Origin of the sequence: Streptomyces sp. HNM0645 (genome assembly GCF_030056615.1) — a bacterium.
Taxonomy (GTDB): Bacteria; Actinomycetota; Actinomycetes; order Streptomycetales; family Streptomycetaceae; genus Streptomyces; species Streptomyces marianii.
This window is the reverse complement of record NZ_JASHLT010000071.1, coordinates 1-18,630: the sequence shown is the minus strand read 5'-3', so window position 1 is coordinate 18,630 and position 18,630 is coordinate 1. Positions and strand designations below refer to the sequence as shown.

Annotated in this window: 17 protein-coding genes and 3 pseudogenes; 7 read left to right on the top strand and 13 right to left on the bottom strand. The window is 68.6% G+C overall.

What is annotated here, in order from left to right:
• Positions 1–153: 153 nt before the first annotated feature.
• The 3 genes from QMZ92_RS33380 to QMZ92_RS33370 all read right to left on the bottom strand — a co-directional run bounded on the left by QMZ92_RS33380 (position 154) and on the right by QMZ92_RS33370 (position 1,807).
• Positions 154–561, bottom strand: a complete 408-nt coding sequence (locus QMZ92_RS33380; RefSeq protein ID WP_283301321.1) for a hypothetical protein — start codon at positions 559–561, stop codon at positions 154–156.
• Positions 551–880 carry a hypothetical protein gene (locus QMZ92_RS33375; RefSeq protein ID WP_283301320.1) on the bottom strand — a complete coding sequence of 110 codons (330 nt, stop codon included), beginning with the start codon at positions 878–880 and terminating at the stop codon, positions 551–553. Before QMZ92_RS33375 ends, QMZ92_RS33380 begins: the two co-directional genes overlap by 11 nt.
• A gap of 255 nt (positions 881–1,135) precedes the next feature.
• Positions 1,136–1,807, bottom strand: a complete 672-nt coding sequence (locus QMZ92_RS33370; RefSeq protein WP_283301319.1) for a TetR/AcrR family transcriptional regulator — start codon at positions 1,805–1,807, stop codon at positions 1,136–1,138.
• A gap of 59 nt (positions 1,808–1,866) precedes the next feature.
• On the opposite strand from QMZ92_RS33370, the gene QMZ92_RS33365 reads away from it, so the two are divergent.
• A complete protein-coding gene (locus QMZ92_RS33365; RefSeq protein ID WP_283301318.1) occupies positions 1,867–2,844 on the top strand; it encodes a hypothetical protein in 978 nt (325 codons plus the stop codon).
• A gap of 287 nt (positions 2,845–3,131) precedes the next feature.
• Here the strand turns inward: QMZ92_RS33365 and QMZ92_RS33360 are convergent, their stop codons facing one another.
• Entirely contained in the window at positions 3,132–3,641 is a 510-nt protein-coding gene (locus tag QMZ92_RS33360; RefSeq protein ID WP_283301316.1) for a hypothetical protein, read from the bottom strand.
• Here QMZ92_RS33360 and QMZ92_RS33355 point away from each other — a divergent pair.
• On the top strand, positions 3,633–4,016 hold the full coding sequence (locus QMZ92_RS33355; RefSeq protein ID WP_283301314.1) for a hypothetical protein: 384 nt from the start codon (positions 3,633–3,635) through the stop codon (positions 4,014–4,016). The genes QMZ92_RS33360 and QMZ92_RS33355 overlap by 9 nt on opposite strands.
• 671 nt (positions 4,017–4,687) lie before the next feature.
• Here QMZ92_RS33355 and QMZ92_RS33350 read toward each other — a convergent pair.
• The 5 genes from QMZ92_RS33350 to QMZ92_RS33330 form a co-directional block, all read right to left on the bottom strand.
• On the bottom strand, positions 4,688–4,870 hold the full coding sequence (locus QMZ92_RS33350; RefSeq protein ID WP_283301313.1) for a hypothetical protein: 183 nt from the start codon (positions 4,868–4,870) through the stop codon (positions 4,688–4,690).
• Positions 4,871–5,341: 471 nt separating this feature from the next.
• Positions 5,342–5,683 (bottom strand): helix-turn-helix domain-containing protein, encoded by a 342-nt coding sequence (locus QMZ92_RS33345; RefSeq protein WP_283301312.1) that lies wholly within the window; start codon positions 5,681–5,683, stop codon positions 5,342–5,344.
• Positions 5,683–6,804, bottom strand: coding sequence for a tyrosine-type recombinase/integrase (locus QMZ92_RS33340; RefSeq protein WP_283301311.1), 1,122 nt, complete (start codon positions 6,802–6,804; stop codon positions 5,683–5,685). Before QMZ92_RS33340 ends, QMZ92_RS33345 begins: the two co-directional genes overlap by 1 nt.
• Positions 6,805–6,868: 64 nt before the next feature.
• Complete coding sequence (locus tag QMZ92_RS33335; protein WP_283301310.1) at positions 6,869–8,359, bottom strand: site-specific integrase; 1,491 nt, start codon at positions 8,357–8,359, stop codon at positions 6,869–6,871.
• 59 nt (positions 8,360–8,418) lie between these two features.
• The gene (locus tag QMZ92_RS33330; RefSeq protein WP_283301309.1) at positions 8,419–8,745 is read right to left on the bottom strand and encodes a RapZ C-terminal domain-containing protein; all 327 of its coding nucleotides are present in this window, start codon (positions 8,743–8,745) and stop codon (positions 8,419–8,421) included.
• Positions 8,746–9,186: 441 nt separating this feature from the next.
• On the opposite strand from QMZ92_RS33330, the gene QMZ92_RS33325 reads away from it, so the two are divergent.
• The 4 genes from QMZ92_RS33325 to QMZ92_RS33310 all read left to right on the top strand — a co-directional run bounded on the left by QMZ92_RS33325 (position 9,187) and on the right by QMZ92_RS33310 (position 13,087).
• Positions 9,187–9,600, top strand: a complete 414-nt coding sequence (locus tag QMZ92_RS33325; protein WP_283301308.1) for a hypothetical protein — start codon at positions 9,187–9,189, stop codon at positions 9,598–9,600.
• Entirely contained in the window at positions 9,597–11,315 is a 1,719-nt protein-coding gene (locus QMZ92_RS33320; RefSeq protein WP_283301307.1) for a DnaB-like helicase N-terminal domain-containing protein, read from the top strand. The genes QMZ92_RS33325 and QMZ92_RS33320 overlap by 4 nt, the downstream gene beginning before the upstream one ends.
• A gap of 30 nt (positions 11,316–11,345) precedes the next feature.
• Positions 11,346–12,530, top strand: a complete 1,185-nt coding sequence (locus QMZ92_RS33315) for a hypothetical protein (protein ID WP_283301306.1) — start codon at positions 11,346–11,348, stop codon at positions 12,528–12,530.
• A 71-nt stretch (positions 12,531–12,601) separates the two neighbouring features.
• Positions 12,602–13,087, top strand: a complete 486-nt coding sequence (locus QMZ92_RS33310) for a hypothetical protein (RefSeq protein WP_283301305.1) — start codon at positions 12,602–12,604, stop codon at positions 13,085–13,087.
• A 4-nt stretch (positions 13,088–13,091) separates the two neighbouring features.
• Here QMZ92_RS33310 and QMZ92_RS33305 read toward each other — a convergent pair.
• From QMZ92_RS33305 to QMZ92_RS33295, 4 genes and pseudogenes are all read right to left on the bottom strand, one after another.
• A pseudogene (locus QMZ92_RS33305) lies at positions 13,092–13,975 on the bottom strand (IS5 family transposase); the annotation flags it as partial.
• Positions 13,976–13,990: 15 nt separating this feature from the next.
• Positions 13,991–14,251 (bottom strand): annotated as a pseudogene (locus QMZ92_RS33300) (RacP protein); the annotation flags it as partial.
• Positions 14,252–14,897: 646 nt separating this feature from the next.
• Positions 14,898–15,176: a restriction endonuclease gene (locus QMZ92_RS36625; protein ID WP_502962196.1), complete on the bottom strand. Its 279-nt coding sequence runs from the start codon at positions 15,174–15,176 to the stop codon at positions 14,898–14,900.
• Between the two features lie 29 nt (positions 15,177–15,205).
• Positions 15,206–17,407: a peptidoglycan recognition protein family protein gene (locus QMZ92_RS33295; RefSeq protein ID WP_283301331.1), complete on the bottom strand. Its 2,202-nt coding sequence runs from the start codon at positions 17,405–17,407 to the stop codon at positions 15,206–15,208.
• Between the two features lie 453 nt (positions 17,408–17,860).
• Between QMZ92_RS33295 and QMZ92_RS33290 the strand changes: the two are divergent.
• Positions 17,861–18,630 (top strand): annotated as a pseudogene (locus QMZ92_RS33290) (sugar-binding protein); the annotation flags it as partial.

The following is an 18,630-nucleotide window of genomic DNA, read 5'->3' as shown; positions in this document are numbered from 1 at the left end:
CGTCCAGCGAGAGGTATCCGACCACCTCGGCCAGCACCACCAGGGCCGTCAAGCCGACGCAGCGTCACAAGATCAGCGACAGAGCCCAATTGCGTGACCGTTCCCGCGTGACAACAGGGTCGGGAGACCGGCACCGGCACCGGCCGAGGCACGTCAGATGATGCTGGTAGGCAGGCTCCGGACGGGGCTGCGGTGGGTGGTGCTGTCGGTGCGCCTGTCCAGCTCGGTCCGGAGTTCGTGGATGACCTGGGCATAGACGGCGACGCGCTCGCGAAGCCGGTCGTTGTCCTCCCGCAGGGCCTGGGCGGCGGCTTCGGCGTCGATGGCGCGGGCGTGCAGGTGTTGGAACGCGGGCGGGATGCCGTTCGCCTCGGACTTTCGGCGGGCGAATTCTTCTTTCAGGTCGACGTGCTTGTGGGTGAGGACCCAGCGCTTGACGCCTGCCTCGGCGGCGAGTTGCAGCGTGGTGAGCGCCCCGGTGGACCGGGTTGGACGTCCGTCGAGCAGCCGCTGGATCGCTGCTGTGATGGCGTCGCGTTCGGCGTCGCGGTCAGTGGCCATCGTGGGGTTCTCCGGTGCGGTCGTGGGCGGTGACGATGCGCTCCAGGCGGTCGAGCTCGTGCTGTTCGCGGGCGTGTCGGAACGCGGGGGCCAGCGGGTCGTCGACGAGCGGCCGTAGCCGCTCGATCTGGACGAGGACTTGTTCGATGTCGCGGTCGGTGCGTGCGATGTTGACGCAGTTCGGGCGGCAGTCGTCGAGGTCGGGTGTGCGGCGAGTGCTGTCCTCCTCGCTGCGCAGGCGGCAGGCTGCTCGCTTGGGGTCCAGGACGCAGGTCATGCCCTTGCCGGGGAAGATCTGGAGGTCGGGGTTGGCGAGCATGGTGGTGGCGTGCCGCTTGGTGCGCAGGACTCGGCCGGCGAAGCGAGTGGCGGCTTGGACGCGGTGCCGGTAGGTCTCGGCTGCTGGGCCGCTGACCTGCTCGCCTTCACGTAGGCGCTGGTGCGCGTCGGCGAGAGTGTCCAGCCGGGCCAGCCAGTCTTCGAAGGCGAGGTCGTCGGGGAAGCCGGAGACGTAGTTTCCTAATGGTGACGTCGGGTATTGGAACTGTCTGAATGCCTCGGCTGGGCTGCGGGGTTACTGGGGGAGCCGTAGCTCCTGCGACGTCTGCTCGGCATCTGCGTGGAGTCCGGAGCAGAGCAGGTTGAATGCCTGGAATGCCGCGGTGGCGACAATGTCACGGGCGTCTGTGGGTGATTCGCCGGACAGGATGCGTCGTTGTAGTTCGCGTAGGGCTGCCCGGTGTGTGCCGGCGATGGAGCCTGCGAGGAGTGCGGGCATCGAGTAGTCGGCCGGATCCGGTCCGTTGGCGGTGTTCGGCGGATGTTCGGCCAGGGCGGTCGTCAGCGCGTCCTCGGCGTATTCGCTGATCTCGCGTTCACGTGCGCGCAGTGCGGCGCTGTCGTGGATGACCTGCCAGAACCGGGGCGCGTCGGGGTGGAGCCCGAGTGTGGGGTCGTCGTGCCGCAGGGCGGTCAGCAGGTCGTTGCGGATGGTCTCCACTGGGCAGGTGCCGGGTGCACGGTTGCGTACCAGTGTGGCGAGATGGCCCTCTACCTCTGCCTGGCGGTCGAAGAAGAGCTCTTCCTTGGTGGGGAAGTAGTTGAACACGGTGTTGGTGGAGACGCCTGCGTGCCTTGCCACCTCGGCGACCGTGACCTGGTCGAAGCCGTGCTTCAGGAAGAGAGGCAGGGCCGCGTCAGCGATCGCCGTGCGGGTCTGCTGCTTCTTGGTCTCTCGAAGGCCCATACCCAGATGATAGTGTCACCATAAAATTGTAGTGACACCAAGATTTTCGGGGTGGGACCATGACCTTGCACTTTGGCATCTATCCGGGTGGGATCTTGGGGGACGACCAGGGCATCGTCCGCCCGGTCCGCTCGGACCTGCCGGACCGCATCACCGAGGCGCTTGACGCGCTCCAAGGCGACACAGCCACCCTGTTGGTGCGCGCGTACCAGTCGTTCGCCACCACCGTGACGCCGCTGGAACCGCCCACGCCCGCCGACCCCGAGGCGTATCTCCAGCGGGGCCGCAAGCTCGACCTCGTGCTGCAGTTCCGTGAGCCGTCCGGCGAGTTGGAGGGGTGGCTGGAGTTCGTCCGCGAGGCCGTCCGCACCGGTGGACCGCACCTGGCATCCGTCCAGATCTGCGAAGAGCCCAACGCCGACCTGCCCGTGGTCGACGGCAGCATCCCCAATGTCCTGAACGCGCTCGTCGAGGGGGTTGTCGCGGCCAAACAGGAGGCCCGGGCCCTGGGTCACAGCCTGGCGGTCGGCTTCAACGCCGTGCCGACCTTCAATCCGGCGGACACCTTCTGGTCCGAGCTCGGCGCCTTGGCCGACGACCGCTTCCGGCAGAGCCTGGACTACGTCGGCCTGGACTTCTTCCCGGACGTGTTCCGTCCCATCGCCGCCGAGCAGTTGGCGGAAGCGGTCACCGCGGTCCTCACCGCGTTCCGGCGAACCGATCTGCCGAAGGCCGGCATCCCTGACAGCGTCGCGATCCGTATCTGTGAGAACGGCTGGCCCACCGGCCCCGGCCGCAGCGAGCAGCAACAGGCCGCGGTCCTCGAAGCCGTAGTGCGGACCGTGGCCGCCCTCGCCGCCGACCTGAACATCGACGGATACTCGTTCTTCGCCCTGCGAGACGCCGACAGCGCCGGAGAGGGGCTCTTTCACCGCTTCGGGCTCCTGCGCGACGACTACACCCCTAAGCCAGCTTTCGAAACGTACCGGCGTCTCATCGAAGAGCTGGGCAATCCACCGGTGATGCCGACCCGATGATGCCGCCACTACGGATGGACTGCAGTACTGCTGCTTCTCGTGCTGCGCTGATCATCGGGGGTCACCTACGTCTCTTCCTTGCTGGTGCGATCGGGGGGCTCGTTGGCTGATCTCGGCGGCGTAGTTCGTCCAGTCACCGGCGGAGAGTCGCTGCCAGGCGACGGCGACGTCGGTGTGGATGCCCAGGGTGCGGGCGAGGATCGCGGCGGGGATCTCGGTGGCGAGCTGGAAGAGAGCGGTGCTGCGGGCCTGGTTGGGGCGGATGCCCAGGTTGTTCAGACGTTGCGTCAGCTGTGTGGTGCTGATCGGCCGTCCGGGCTGGCCGCCGGGGAAGAGCCATGGAGACGGCGCCAGGGCTCGCCGAAGGTCGCGTGTCCCTTGCGGTTCGCGGCGACAGCGCGGGCCAGCTGGGCGACGGGCTCGGGCAGCTGAACGGGTGCATTGCCGAGGTGGAGACGTACTTCCCGAGCGCCGACCTCGACGTCCTCGGTGGTCAACCGGTGGATCGCCGAAGGCCCTTGGGCATAGAGGAGGAGAAGCAGCCCGGCGAGGCGGTCCTCGGGCTTGAGGGTGTCGTCGTGCAGGAGCCGGCGTGCGACGTTCCAGCGATGTTCGTCGTCGAGTGGCTGAGTGGGGCCGTTCCAGCGGACGGCGGGGACGTGGACCGTGGCGAGCTTGTTGGTGCGGGCCCAGCGGATGAAGTGCCCGGCCGTCCGGCGGTAGGCGGCCAAGTCGTCGGTGAGCCACCGGTCGAGGTCGGCCTGCCGACAGGTCTCCAGGGTGAGGTCGTGGGCCACCAGCCAGTTCAGGAAAGCGACGGCCGCGTGGGTGCGTTGACGCGCGGATATGAACTGCTGCGGGGTAAGAGGGCGGCCGTTGTTACGTTGACGAAGCCGCCGGAGAAGGTGCCAGATCGTGTACCGGTGCAGAACTTTGCGCTGGTCGGGGTCCTCTTGGGATGCGAGGAGGCCGGTGAAGAAGCATTCGAGGCGGACCATGTACTCGTCCCGCTCGGGCAGGGCACCGACGCCGACGAGGACCTGGCGGAGGTGGGCGAGGGGCGGGCTGTCGGGCAGTTCGTCGAGGGCCTCGTGGGTCAGGGCTCGCCGGCCGGACGCGAGGTCGGACAGGACCGGAGACGGACGGCTTGTTCAGCCACCGCCTGGCGGTGATGGGGTGCTCGGTGGTGGCGATGTTGTGCCGGAGGGCTTCGAGGCCCGGGTGGAGGGCATCGGACGGGGCGCCCAACAGCTCGTCCAGGCGCCGGTTGATAAGACAGCGCGCGCACTGGCCGGGGTGCGGGTAGTCGGGATCGCTGCAGGTGGGACAGGTGTGCCAGACCTCAGGGGCGGTGCACCCTGCGCAAAAGGGCTGGTCGAGGTGCCGGAGACGACCGCCGCGACACCTCCGTAGACCGAGCACGGTGCCGAGCGGCGCTGGCAGTCCGGGCACCACGGTCGCCCCGTGGTCCGGGAGGTGCCGCAGGGCTTCTCCCCGCCGCAGATGCTGCACCTCGTGGTGGGCAGGGAGGGGCAGCTGGAGCAGAGCGGACCGTCAGGCGTGCGGGTGTTCACGACCTTCCGGCGGCCGCAGTTGATGCAGGTTTCCAGGTTCGCCGGGTCGTTGACCAGGCAGTTCGGACACAGCGGCCGGCCATGGCCGTCGCGGGTGGCCGGCTCTCGGCGGGCTCCGCATCCCGAGCACTCCTCGATGCGGGAGTGGGCGATGCAGGTGCGGCAGACCCGCTGTCCATCCAGGGGCTTGTCGATGCGTACGACTCTGTGGCAGCCGGGGCAGGACGGCCGCACGATCCCGGCGACGCCGGCCTCGTGCAGCAGGTCGATCAATCGGAGGATCGCGCGGTGAGGTGCCCGGTGGGGTCCCCGGTCAGCAGGGCGGGGTTGGCTTCCAGGGCCCAGGCGAACTTCTGCTGGTAGGAGGGGCGGGGTGCCGACCGGCGAACCGCGTCGGCGATCATTTCCCGCCCTGCCTGCGGATCCAGTTCGGCGATCAGGGCGCTGATCACCGCGATGGGATCGTGGCCGTCGGAGTCCGGGCACTTGGCGCATCGCGGCCGCCCGGCCCGGTCCCGCGTAGCGACCCGACGGGTGTTTCCGCAGGCAGCACACGGCTCGGGTTGCGGTCCGCAGTGCCCGCAGTACCAGTCCTGGCCGCGGCGCTGGAGGGTTCGCAGTCGTCTGCCGCACTCGGCGCAACACGGCGCAACACGGCGCAGAGACCGTCTGGGCTCCGGCCTCGCGCAGGGCGATGAGCAGGTCACCAGCGGCCCTGGGCGCCGGAGAGCGTCCGTCGCTCAGCACGCTGGGATGCTCGGCCAGATGCGCGGCGAGGCGGCGTGACTTCGCGCGGCCGCCCGCGACGCCGGTGACCACGGCGCGGATCCGGTCGGGCTCCAGGCGGTGTTCGACGGCCGCGACCAGGTCCACGATCAGCCCGATCGGATCGCAGACGGCCCGCTCGGGGTGCCCGGGTGTGGTCACGGCCGCTCGACACCGCGGATGCGGGCTCGCTTGGGACGCAGGTCACCGACACTGCTCTCGGCGCCAACGGCCTTCTCCGTCCGGGTGGTTGAGCCAGCTCCTGCTGCGGCCACGGGCTCGATGAGGTCGTCCATGGTGCAGGCGAGGATGTCGAGCAGGGCCATGAGGATCTTCAGGCTGAGCCGCTCGGGGCGCTCAACGACGAGCCGGTAGACCTGGCTGGAGGACAGGGTGATGCCGCGTTCGTCCAGCAGCGGGATGAGGTCGGTGGTGGAGAAGAGCCCGCGGTCGGCCATGACCTTGCGCAGGTGCCATTGGTAGTCGAGCTTGGCGGCCATCAGCGGTCCTTGTCCGGGGAGGTCGGGGCGAGCGCGGGCGCAAGAGCCTTGTGGAGCATGGCGTTCATGAAGTCGTCGCTGACGTGGGTGTAGATGGCGGTGGAGCTGTCATTCTCGTGACCGACTTGCTGCTGGAGAAATCTCCGGTCGACCCCGTCCTCCGTGAGGTGGGTGACGTAGGCGTGGCGAGCGGAGTGGACGGTCAGCTCCTTCGGGAGCTTCAGGGCGTCGCGGTAGGCGACGAACCGGGCGTTGATCTCCGCCGGCTTGATGCGGCCGCCGCGCTCGGTCACCCACAACGCGGGGTGGTCCTCGCAGCCGAACCGGGGACGGACGTTCTCCACGTAGTCGGCGACCGCCTCCACCGCCCAGTCCATCACCGACAGCACGTTGCGGCGCCGCGGCGGCTGGCCCTTCTTCGCCTTGCCGTAGCGGACGTTGAGCGTGCCGTACCGGCCGAACTGCGGAGCCTTCGCATTCCGTCCGAAGTTGACCACATCCAGCTTCGACGTCTCTGTCCGGCGAAGCCCCCACCCGTAGATGACCTTGAAGAGGGTGGCGTCGCGGTAGGCGGCGAGGGCTCCCTTACGCTTGGCCCGGACCGCCCGTTCGACCTGGTCGTCGGCGTAGTCGAGGAAGCGCTGGATCTCTTCGCGGGTGAACGGCCTCGCCTCGGGACGGCCCTCGTACTCGTTGAGGTGGGCGATGGTGTTCCACTCGTGACAGATGGCCACCGGGTGGGTGCCGAAGGCGTCCTCGCAGGCCACCGCCCAGCCGTAACGGCCGTCGATCAGGAACTCGCTGAACAGGCGCAGGCTGCCCTGGTAGCTGCGGATCGTGGACGGCGCGAGGTGCTTCTCGCTGGTCAGCCATAGCGACCACTCGTCCACGTGGCTAGGCGTCCAGGACCACGGGTATTCGTTGGTGTGCTCCAGAAACCGGCGTATGAGCCGTTCCCGGGCGGTGACCGTGTCCTCGCGGAGCCCGCGGGCGGCCTGCTGGGCCCGCCAGCCCCGCAGCATCGCCTCGACCATCGCGTCCTGCGGACGCAGTTGGACCACCCCGGAGACCAGCTCCAGATGAGCCGCCCCAGCCAGGTCGGCACGTCGCTGAAGACCCACTTCAACCCTCCCTTCCGGAGGGCAAATCCTGCATCAGATGGGATCTGATCGCCAAACTCCCAGTTCAGGCCGCCAAGCTGCAGGAGGATGGAGTCCTCGCTGGACGTCGTCCTGACCTCGCGACCTGTGGTTTCTCGCCCATCAGATGCAATTCCCGAGGGTTCAGGTAGGTATCCATGGTGGTCGTCACGTTGGCGTGCCCCAGCAGCGTCTTGACCAGATACCAGGTGTCGCCGAACTGGGCACGGAAGTCGCGTACCTCCTCAGCGTTCAGGTGCGCGACCTGCCGTTCGTAGAGCAGTCGGCCGACCGAGTACCAGCGCAGCGCGAAGGAGTGCCGCATCATGTGCGCGTTCGCCTCGAACGAGGTGAGCCCGGCGCGGGCGACCCGCTCGTTGCAGGTGTCGAAGGTGTGCTGCCAGCCGTGCGCCGCGCGCGGCAGGCCGTCCTCGTTCAGCCAGACCGCCAGCGGTTCCAGTCCGGCTGTGGTCCGGCGGAACAGCTTCTGGCGGGCGCGGGGGTCGAGCGAGTCCATCGACGCGGTCATCCGCCGGCCGCCTGTGTCGCGCATCTCCAGGCGGCGGTTGCGGGTCCTGCGTTCGACCAGCAACAGCCCCGGCAGCCGCTCGTAGCGGCAGGCGCGCTGAGCCCGGCGGACCGCTGCGGCGCGTTCGCCTTCCTCGTAGGCCAGGACGTCGACCAGGACGCTGCGCGGCATCCAGAAGCGGCGCCCGCGTCCCCCCTTGGCGCATGCCTCTGCCAGCCGGCAGGTGTAGTAGGTGCGGGTCTCGTCGTCGGCGGGCAGCTCCAAGCGCAGGACGCTGGCCCACTCACTCAGCCGCAGCCCGGTGCCGTAGAGGCCGTCGACGAACGCGCAATCGCGCTGGCTGTTGCGCCCCCGCCACCCGTCGATCTCCCGACCGTGCAGGTTCAGTCCGCGCAACCCGACGTCGACCCAGCGGGCGTAGCCCGCCGGGTCCAGCCATTTCACGTCCTTGCTGCGTACGAGATGCGGGCCGGCCTCGAACGACTCCGTCACCGAGCCCGGGTCAGAGCCGGGAACCTGCCGCCGGGCCACCGGATCGCTCACTCCGAACCGGAACTCGGCCCAGCGGTAGAACGCGCTGATCGCGACCAGGTCGTCCAGCACCGTCCCGCCGGCCACGCGCCGGACGTTGGCCTCGGCGGTCATCCGCCAGAACTTGAACCCGGCGACGTCCTCTTCGTCGGCGTCGTGCCAGGCCCGGCCCACCGCATCAAGGAACCCCAGCCAGACGGCTACCGCGAAGGCGTACTTTCTTCGTGTGCCTGCCCTCGCGTTACGCATCCGCGCCGAGGCGAAGAACCCGTTGACCTCCGGGACCGACCACCCATCGGCCCGCAGCAGCACCGGCTGTCCCGGCTGCGTACCGTGCGCGTGCGCCCACTCCGCCAGCGTCGGCAGGCCCGCCAGCACCGGATCGGCCGCGTACCACGACACCTCCCGCCGCGGGTCACACCAATGCACCTGCCATCGCGCCAACGGCCCGGCTTGCACCTCAAGTTCATCGATCATCGACGAGTGAACATACAGCCACTCACAGTCACTGAAATCGCAGCAACAGTTCCTCGTGGCTAGAGACCGCCCGCACACAGGACATGGATGTCGACCCGGAGGTGGTCGGGCAGAGCCAGGAGTGTCATGGCGCGGCTGAGGCTGCGCTCGATGAGCCGGTCGGCACCCGGGGTGGCCAGCACATAGGCGCGCACATCGGGGTCGAGGCCGTTGGCGCGCAGCATCCTGGCCCGGACGGTGGGATCCTCCGGAGGGTTGCGCAGAGAGCGGGCATCGACCCGGAGAGCGTCACCCGGAGGGGCGTCTTGATGGCCGTCGCCGTAGCTGGTGATGACGGACCGGATCAGGGCAGGGGAGGGCTGGACGCATACGCCGGCGGGAGTCATGAGCCAAGTCTCATGGCCATACGCGCGGGAGGAGAAGGCCCAACGGGTTGTTGCCCGTTGCCAATCCAACGCAGCTGGCGATCGCCCGGAAGCTCGGCATGACCACGCTGTTCTGAGGCAACCGGCGCGTCGCTCCGGCCGGGGGAGAGGCCCGGAACAAAAAGAGAGACCAGCCATACCTGCGCCTGTAAGGGCGCAGAATTACACATGCCCAACTCGTCGGATGGGCTCTGGAGATGGCTGGTCTCGAGATCCAGTTAAGCACACATTTCGCGCCGACGGTCAAGGCGCCTACGCCCACCCGCTCGCGATGGGTTCCCACCGACGACCTGCCGAAGGCCACTCGCGAGCCTGATTCCCGCAGGGTGGGACGCACGAAGAAGAATCCGCGCCCAGCGCACTCACCCCTTGGACCGCACCCCGGATTCGGCTTGTTGGCCGGTGGATCACGACGCAGTCTGCCTGGAGTCCACCGTCCTCATCCGAACGGAGCCGACCATGGCCGAGTCCGGCAGCCCCACAGTCACCTGGGCCGAACGCATGGAGCTCCTCAAGGACTCGGCACAGCAGAGGGTCTTGAACGCGCCGATGCCGCCTGCCGCCATGGAGCAGCTCATTGCCGATGAGAAGGCCGATGTGCTGGGCCAGTTCGAGGGCAGCCCGGTGCGCTACATGGGCCGGTGGTGGCGGCGCAACGAAGAGGGCTGGGTGGCGCTCGACGAAGCCGCATCCGCGCAACTCGACCTCCACGCCGAGCGCTACCGGGCCGCGATCGCGGCAGCCGGCGCACCTCCCGAAGCGGACGCCGAGCTCGGCGAGATCCCGCCCGCCCAGCTCGAGGCGGGGGCGGCGTGAACAACGCACAGTACGGGGCGCCGCAGCACGAGCTCAACGTCCTCAGCAGCCTGCTGCGCGATGGCTCCGCGGCGCGCCAACTCGTCGACTGGAACCGCAGCGGCGGGCCTCAGTACTGGCTCAGGCCAGACCACTTCCAGACGACCTGGCTCGGCGACGCCTACGAGGCACTGGTGCCCGACGGGCTCGCCGACATCGAGCAGCGGCTACAGGCCTACCCGGGCGCCGATCGGGCACAGGTCGCTGCCGACGCTCTCACCGCCCGGATGATGACCCTCTACCAGCAGCGCGCCGAGGCGGGCGACGCCAACGCGCAGTGGGCAGTCAACCAGGCGTACTACACCCACTCGGAGTTCTGGGCAGGCCTCCACGGCACCTTCCGCCAGATGGCACAGCCTACCTGGCCGGCCAACCCCGAGCACGCCCGCCATGACGCCTACGTCACTGCGCGTGCAGCCCAGCACCCCTCCACCACCGAGAACGTCCCATTCGAACTGGCCCGCCCACGGGGCTACGACAATGATGCGCGCTCTCGGGAACTGGCGGTCATCGGGGCGGTCCTCAACGACGCGACACGAGCCCAGCAGTTCCGGTACTCCCCACAGAGCCCCGACGCATCGCCCTACTGGCTCCAGCCCCAGGACTTCGGTGACCCCGCGACCGCCGAGATCTGGGACGCCCTCGTCACGGGCCCGGACCCCGCCATCGCGCTGCCGGCGGCCTCCGATCCCAACCTCACACCGCAACAGCGTGCCGCGGCGATGATCCAGCACATCACCACACGTCTGACCTACAACGACCACCACCGCTCCACCGGCGACCCTGCAGCCCAGGCCCGCCTGGACGCCAACGTCAACCACAACATCGGCGCCTGGCTGGCCTACGCGAGCTCCCCGGACTTCCGCCCAGATCCAGGCGCTCCGGACTTCAGCCCGAACCCCGACAACGCCGCCCGGTACGCGGTCACCTTCATCCTCGAACCGAGCATTCCCGCCGCCGTCGAGGACCTGGCAGGCCGCGTCCGTGACTACGGACTGTCCGACGCCTCCCTGGGCCAGGTCGGCCTCGAGCTCAGCACTACCGAGTACGCCCTGGACCAACTCGCCGAACGTCTCGACAACGCGCCTCGCACCCTCGCCGGATACAGCACACCGGACCAGACCGCAAAGCCCGCACCCGAGCAGAGCGAAGGGCAACCGAGCTACACCTCCCTGCCCACCGAACGCCGAGTCCTGATCTCGCTCATGCAAAATCCAAGCCAGCTGCACCAGGACGGCCCCACCCGCTCCCTCGCCGAACAGGACTTCACCCAACCCGAGCACCGCTACCTCTACAAGGCCATCCAGTCACTGCCGCCGGATGCCGTCCAGGACCGCTGGCTGCTGAACAACCAGGCCCAGCAACTGGCCCGATACGACGGAGCCCCACCGCTGGACTTCCAGGAGCTCGACAACATCGGGCTTGCCGCGCGCACATTGAAGGTCGCCCCCGCCGACCAGGGGGCCGGCCACCTCGTCACCATGACGGTCCGCCGCACCGCACGCGACGCCAGCACCGCAGTCGAGGCAGCCGCGCGCGAGACGCTCGACCCACGCACCCTCATCGACCAGAGCCGCGAACAGTTCCAGCAGGCCACCCGCGAGGCACTGCGCTACCACGAGCAGTCCGTCCCGGAGCCCACCCCCTACAACACGCAGCGGGCGAACGTCGCGTGACACCGACCGCCGCAACCAGCGGAGCGCCCCATGGCTGCTGACGAGCCCCATGCCCGGGGGTCGGGCGGTGACGCCGCCCGACCCCCGGGGGACAACGTCCAAAGCGCCATCGCGTGGTTCACCGAGGACCACTCCCGCACCCGCCAGACCATCGAGCACCCCGACGGCACGATCGCTCCAGGGCAGCTCCTCGAATCTGCCCGCTTCGACGTACAGGTCAACGGGCTCCTGGACGGGCAGGACGCAGAGCGGGCCCAGGCCCAGGCCCTCGTCCACGCCCAGGCCGAGTGGCTCATCCGCAGAATGCCGAGCGACCACCACCCGCTGTCCCTGGACAGCGCGCAACAGGCCGGCCGGGCCTGGGGAATCCTGATCACCTCCGACGCCGATGTCCTGCCCGACCAAGACGTGCTCACAGAAGTAAGTGAGCGCACCAAGATCTCCAGGCGCGCGACCGAGGAGATCCGCGACCAGGCCTGGGGCATCAGCGCCGCCTACAACCAGGCCGACCTGCTCATCCCGTACGACAACGCACCGGACGAAGTCCTCATCACTGACTGGAACCGGCTCGCCGCCTGCGGCCCCGAGCTCCCCGAGGCAGCCGAACGCGCCGAGGACGTGCTGGAACTGCTCACCGCCCGACTCACCGGCACCGACGAACACGACTGGATGGAGGCCACCGCGCAACACGCCGCCCAGGTCTACGCCAGCGTCATCCGCGCACAGCCACTCCTGGCCGTCGCCGCTGCGGTGATCCCCAGCCGCAGCCATCCCGATTCCGAAGCCGACCAGGCACGCCTGGTCGAGCTCGCCCAACTAGGCCACCTCGCCACGACCGCAACCGCGGCCGCCCGGGCCCGAGCGGTGCAGGAGTGGGTTGGGCCAGATGGCGCGGCCGCGCCGGACCGCAACACGACCAGGACCCTGGAGGCGGCAGCTCCCGGGGCGCGCACCCTGCTGGCACTGAACGAGACGCTGGCCACCCTCGATCCGGCCCTGGCCTCGCCCGCCTTCACCGCACTGGACCCTCAACGGCTCGCGCAGGTCGTCGACGCGATCGGTCAGATGTCCGCCAGGATGAGAACGGTTCTCCGCGGGGCGAGTGATCTTCCGTCGGCATCCCGAGAGCAGCCCGCCCCGCAACGGCCGCAGCACCAGCAGCCGCCCACCCCCGGCCAGAACCCGGGAGGCGCCACCCCGAGGGCAGCGCCCTGAGAACCCATCTTTGAACCTCAAGATCGCTGAGTGTGGTGATCGGCGGGGGTTGGTCCTGCGAGGATGCAGCCATGGATGATGCAGCTCTGCTCGCAGCGCTTCCCAAATCGTTGGCCGGCCAGGAGAGCGTGTACTCAAGTTGGTGCCGGAGCTCCGGAGCTGACCTTGCGAGCCATGTTCACGACCTCGCTAAGGCCGCCGAGGCCGACTGCGCCGACGATGTGGCGAGGGGGGCGACGGGACCCACCACCGTCGAGGAGATCGAGGCGGCTCTGCACTCGGTTCCGCTGGACACAGCGGTCGAGTTGATGACCAACCTCTCTGCCGACAGCCTGGTATTCCCGGGGCATGCGCGTCGCGACCGCGCCCACGCGATGAGGGCCGCGATGAAGGCGGCATCGATTCTGGGACCGGGAGCCCAGTGGTTCTCCAACATCGACGGCTCCTGGGGGAACGGACGCTCCTGGGAGCCGGTGACCAGACACACCTTCGACGGCGTGGTAGCAGGTCGGGGAGGCGGGTTCCTTCTCGCGCTTCTCCAAGTCGGTGAGGATTGAGCTGCCTACCGGCCGCTGGGGCTGATGACGTCAGGCCGCTCGCAGCGGCGGTGCAGGGCGGGGCTTCGCCGCGGTCGGACAGACTGGCTGCTTCGTGAGCCGACGGGTCATGAGCGTGATGGCCGCGAGCGTGAGCATCGCTTCAGAGTGCTCGGGGCGGGTTTCGTAGTCCCGGACGTTCCGGCGTGCGTGCAACAACCATGCCAGCGATCTCTCCACCACCCACCGGCGCGGCAAGATCACGAACCCTTTGGCGCCCTTGGGCCTGCTCACGGTCTTGATCGTCAGGTGGAGGAAGGTTTTGGCCCAGTCGACGAGGGTGCCCGCGTAGGCCAGATCGGCCCAGACGATGGTGATCTCGGGGTGCATGAGCCGGAGTCGGAAGAGGGCCTCACGGGCGGCGACGCTGTCGTGCATGTCGGCCGGGGTGACCATCACGAACAGCGGGAGCCCTTTGAGGTCCACGATTATGTGTCTCTTCCGGCCCGGCGTCTTTTTGCCCGCGTCATACCCCGACGTGGCCTGCGGGACGGTGGCGGCGACCTTGACGGACTGAGAGTCGATCACCGCCGCCACCGGGTTCGGTGACGTACCCATTCTGCGGCGGATCCGGCGCCGCAGCTGGTCACGGATGAGGTTGAAGACCCCTGCGGCGGACCAGCGGCTGAAGAACCCGAAGACCGTCTTGAAGGGCGGGTAGTCCTGCGGTAGGGCCGCCCATTTGCAGCCGGTGTCCACGAGATAGCGCAGGGCGTCGACGATCTCACGCCGGGGATGGGCCTCGGGCCGGCCGCCGCGCGGGGTCTGACAGGCCGGCACCGGCAGCAAGGGCTCGATGAGGGCCCATTCAAGGTCGGTGGTGTCCGAGGGATACCGGCGCCGACGCATGAGGGCCGCCTTCCATCAGGCGATCAGGTCGAGGGTGGACTCGACGGAGTTGAGCTGGGCGACGATATGACGCACCCGCTTGTCCTCCGGGTCCAGGGCGGCGTGCGGGGCGATGGTGCCGGTGATCAGGCGGCGGACCTCGGTGAGCAGCACGTGCACCCGGGCTGTCTCGTAGCTCTCCAGCTCGTTCGGATCGGCAGTGAACTGGTAACCGTCCGCGCGGGTGTAGATCACCGGTGGCCAGCCCTTCTTCGTGATGGTGTCGCGCATCATCGCCTCCCTTCCGGAGGGGCTCACGGCACCAGGGTCCTGGCCGTGGGCAGCTCTTTCCGTGGTGGGCACGGCAGTGGTCCGAGCGGCCCGCGAAGTAGACGCGGCGCACTTCGTACACCGCCCACTGGGCGGCGCTGCGTTCGCGTTCGAACGCGTCCAGGGCTGCGGTGTTCCCGTCGTTGTGGAGGAGTTGCTTGAGGGAGGCGTCGCGGTACAGGGTCGAGCGGGAGTTCAGGGCCATTGCGTTGAACTCCNGTGTTCCCGTCGTTGTGGAGGAGTTGCTTGAGGGAGGCGTCGCGGTACAGGGTCGAGCGGGAGTTCAGGGCCATTGCGTTGAACTCCAGGCGCAGTACCGCGGCGGCCAGCTCGGGGAAGGCGCGGCAGCGAGCGAGGTGCGCGTCGACGGATGCTCGGACGGTGGGGTACGGGCACATCGTGCAGTACGACTTGGGCCATACCATCCCGAATCGCTCCTTGAGGCCCTGGAGGATCTGGGTCCTGTTCATCCTTGTTGCTACACAGACCGTGTCCCCCGCAGGTCGTGTCGCATTACCTGGGGCCTGGCCTCTGCGCCCGCCACGCCGAGCTGGCGGGCGGCGTGTCTCTCTCAGCGCGAGGTAGAGTGACGGAAGTCACGCCCTGGCTTGGTTCAGCACAGGTCTTCAAGAACCTTGGACAATGGCACGCCCCAGGTGGCCTGGTCTTCCAGATGACGCGAGCCGATGAGTGCGATTCCCTGGGAGCGGGCGAATTCCTTCGCTGGCGTGGAGTAGTAGTCGTTGGTAATGGTGGCGACTACATCGGCGACGTGGATCTGCCGGGCTGTGCCGTTGAGCCGCTGAAGGGCAGGCGATCCGACCGTTGCGTTGCTGCACGTGTGCTTGCACTGGATGACGACCCGGGTCTTGCCGTCCGGGGCGATCGCAATGACGTCGGCGAGCCCGGGCAGGCCTGTGGTTACTTGAGGTAGACGAGGCCGTCGGTGGTGATGGTCGGGCGTCCCTTGGTGCCGACGACAACGATCTTGATGGTGTGCTTGGCGCTGGTGGTCCAGGTCTTGGTCCAGATCGCGTCGCGGTACTTCGTGGTGGACGACTTCAGGTCCACCGTCGCCACCTTGACACCGTCTACGTAGACGTACGCCTGTCCGGAGCCGGAGGCACGGGAGACCACCCAGGCCGCCGAGCGTCCGGTGAAGGTCCAGGTCAGGCTCGCGTTCTTGGACGCGCTGGAGTACGACTTACCACCCAGGTAGCTGCCGGAGGACCTGGTGGACCACGTGCCGGACCTGGAGGCGGAGGTCTCCTGCAGGATGACCGGGGTGCCGGTGACCGAGGCGGCGGCGGTGTTCCCGGCCCAGTCGTAGGCGGTCATCTTCCAGGCCGTCGCCACGCCGGACTTCATGGTGTGGGCGGCACTGGAGGTGGTCGGGTCGTAGGTCCTGGCCACCGGGGCGGTCAGGCGTACCTCCTTCAGCGATGCGCTGTCGGTCGCCTTCCACTTCAGGGTGAGGGGGACGGCGATGGTGTTGACGGTGCCGGTGCGCAGGGCGAGGGACGGCTTGGTGGTGAACGTCGGCGCCGTGGTCTCCGCGATCACGGTGGCCGCCGTGGAGGTGGCGGTCTTGCCGGACTGGTGGACCGCCCGGACGCTGATCTTGTGGGAGCCGGCGGCGAGGGTGGCCTTGGCGGAGGTCGCGGTGCCCGCGGTCGTGGCGGCCGCCTTGCCGTCGACGAGCAGCTCGTACCGGGAGATCAGCGAGGACGGGGTGGTTGCCGACCAGTTCACGGTGACGGACGCCTTGGTGTAGTACGTCGTCCCGGATACCCCGGCGCCGGTGATCGACTTGATCGCCAGGCCGGTGACGGGCCCGGCGGCCCAGGAGCGGAGCGTGCCGAGCTGGGTGTAGAGGGCGTTGCCGGGGCACTGGGTGTTGTAGCCGTCGCGGTGGCCGTGGACGGTCGGGAAGGACAGCTGCGCACCGCTTGCCCAGGTCTTGCCGAAGTAATTACGGCCGCCCGCGCCCGCGGTGAGCGTGGTGGTGCCGGCCGGGTCGCCCCGGTACTGGCCGAGCTTCCACGCGGCGATCCGGGCTACGGAAGCCATCGCGGCCTGCGACGGAGCGGCGTCGGTGTAGGTGCCCAGGACGGAGATGCCGGTGGTCTCGGAGTTGAAGCCGTAGGCGTGCGCGCCCATCACGGGCCGGTCGACGCCGCCCTTGCGGCCCTCGTAGATCGTGCCGCACTTGTCGACGAGGAAGTTGTAGCCGAGGTCGTTCCAGCCCAGCTGCTTGACGTGGTAGGCGTAGATGCCGCGCACGACCGCCGGGGCCTGCTCGCAGGTGTAGGAGTTCGACTCGGCGGTGTGGTGCACCACCACCGCCTTGACCTTCCCGCCGGGCAGATAGCCCGGCTCCTCCGGACTGATCGACTCATCCGCACCCCAGCCGGCACGCGACGTGATCGGCGGCTGCGGCATCGTGGACGGAGGCGCAGGCGGCACGCTCACCGCCGGCGTGGGACTCACCGTCGCCGACGCGGACTCGGACGGCGAGGGGGAATCACCCGGCGACTCGGACGCGGCCGGCGGCTCGCTCGTAGCAGGCTCGGTGGGAGTTTCGCTGCTCGGAGGAGTCTCGGGCGCCGTCGCGCTCTGCGACGGCTCGAAGAAGCCGGACGGCGTCTGCGAGTGCGTCGGCTGCATGGTCTCCTCGACGGCGAACGCGGCAGGCTCGATCCCGGTGACCCTGCCGCTGCCAGAGTCGATCATGTCCAGCCGTAGTCCGGCGGGCAGTCCAGTGGATGTCGCCGCACCCGACCGTACGCGGACCTCCACACCGTTGGATGCGCCGACCCACGCGGGCTCGGTGCCGCCGCGCGCGGCGCCGCTCTCGCCCGGGCTGCTGTCCCCGTCGAGCTGCAGCCAGCCGGACCACTTCCCCGACTCCGCCGATCGCGTGCGGACCTCGACCGTGCCGGCGACACGCGCAGCCGGATCGGTCCACGTCACACCGAGCATGCTGAACAGTTCGGTGTCCCGCTTCGTCAGAGACGCGGAGCGGCCGCCGTCAGCCGTCGCCAACCGGGCTGTGCGGGCCTCTGGCTTGACCGGGCCTGCTTTGCTGTCGGGCAAGGTTCCGCTTTCGGTGGGGGCGGTCATCCCCTGGAAGGCGAGCACCCCGACCGTCACTGCAACCGCCGTGGTCGCAGCCACCCAGATCCGACGCTGCCTCACGCAGCCCAACCCCTCCCCAAGAGCCCCAAAATCGGGCAAACGAGGTGCGATTTTGGGACACCCCCTCCCCGTACCTGGCGAGAAAGTACACCAACGCCGCTGACATGTGTGAAGCAGGGGTGGAGAGCGCGTGGAGTGCGGGTCAAGCAGGATGGATGCTTCCGGAATCGCATCACGAAATGATGTAGATGCCCTTCCGTCAGCGTTCGGCCATGTCGGCAAGATGCATGCTTGACGCGATTTAGAGTCTTTTCGATCTCTGTACTTTCACACATGCACTGCACAGGTGGTGCCCATGTGTGAAGAAGAGACCGAGGAATCATGACGATTCACAGACCCACGCCGGAGGAGCGGGGACGGCTCTGGTCCGGGGGGAGCATGCGCTACATAGCGGGCAGCCTCACCCTGGCCTTGACCGTCACCCTGCTCGACGGCGCGAGTGCCGCCGCTGCACCACGCCCGCAGGCGCCAGCCGCACCGAAGAAGCCGGCCGTCACCCAGGCAGCGGACATCCCGTCAGCCCGTGTGGCGGCGCGGTTGTCGGGGAAGCGGGTCGAGGCGCTGTCGGAGCGTACGGAGACGTCCACGACCTGGGCGAACAAGGACGGTTCGCTGACGACCGAGCTGACCGCAGGCCCCATCCGGTTCCAGGACGAGACGACTGCCGGGGGCTGGCGTGACGTGGACCTGGACCTGGTCAGCCATTCCGATGGTGTGGAGCCTAAAGCTCACCCCCGTGGCCTGAAGCTGGCGGGCAAGCGTGGTACTCCGGCCGCGTCCCTGAAGGCTGCCCAGGCGTCCAAGGCCGTCGATCTGGTCACTCTCGGCGAGGGTGATGAGCAGATCACGCTGCAGTGGAAGGGCGGGCTGCCCGCCCCGAAGCTGGACGGTACACGCGCGGAGTATGTGAACGCCGTGCCCGGCGCTGACGTCGTCGTCGAGGCGACGCGCACCGGTTTCGAGCAGTTCGTCGAGATCAAGCAGAAGCCCGCCACCGAGGGCTACACCTACACACTGCCGCTGAAGACCAAGGGCCTGAAGGTCAAGCAGCAGGCCGACGGCAGCGTGCTCTTCACGGACAGGAAGTCCAAGAAGCAGGCCGTCATGCCGGCGCCGGTGATGTGGGACGCCACCGTCGACAAGGTCTC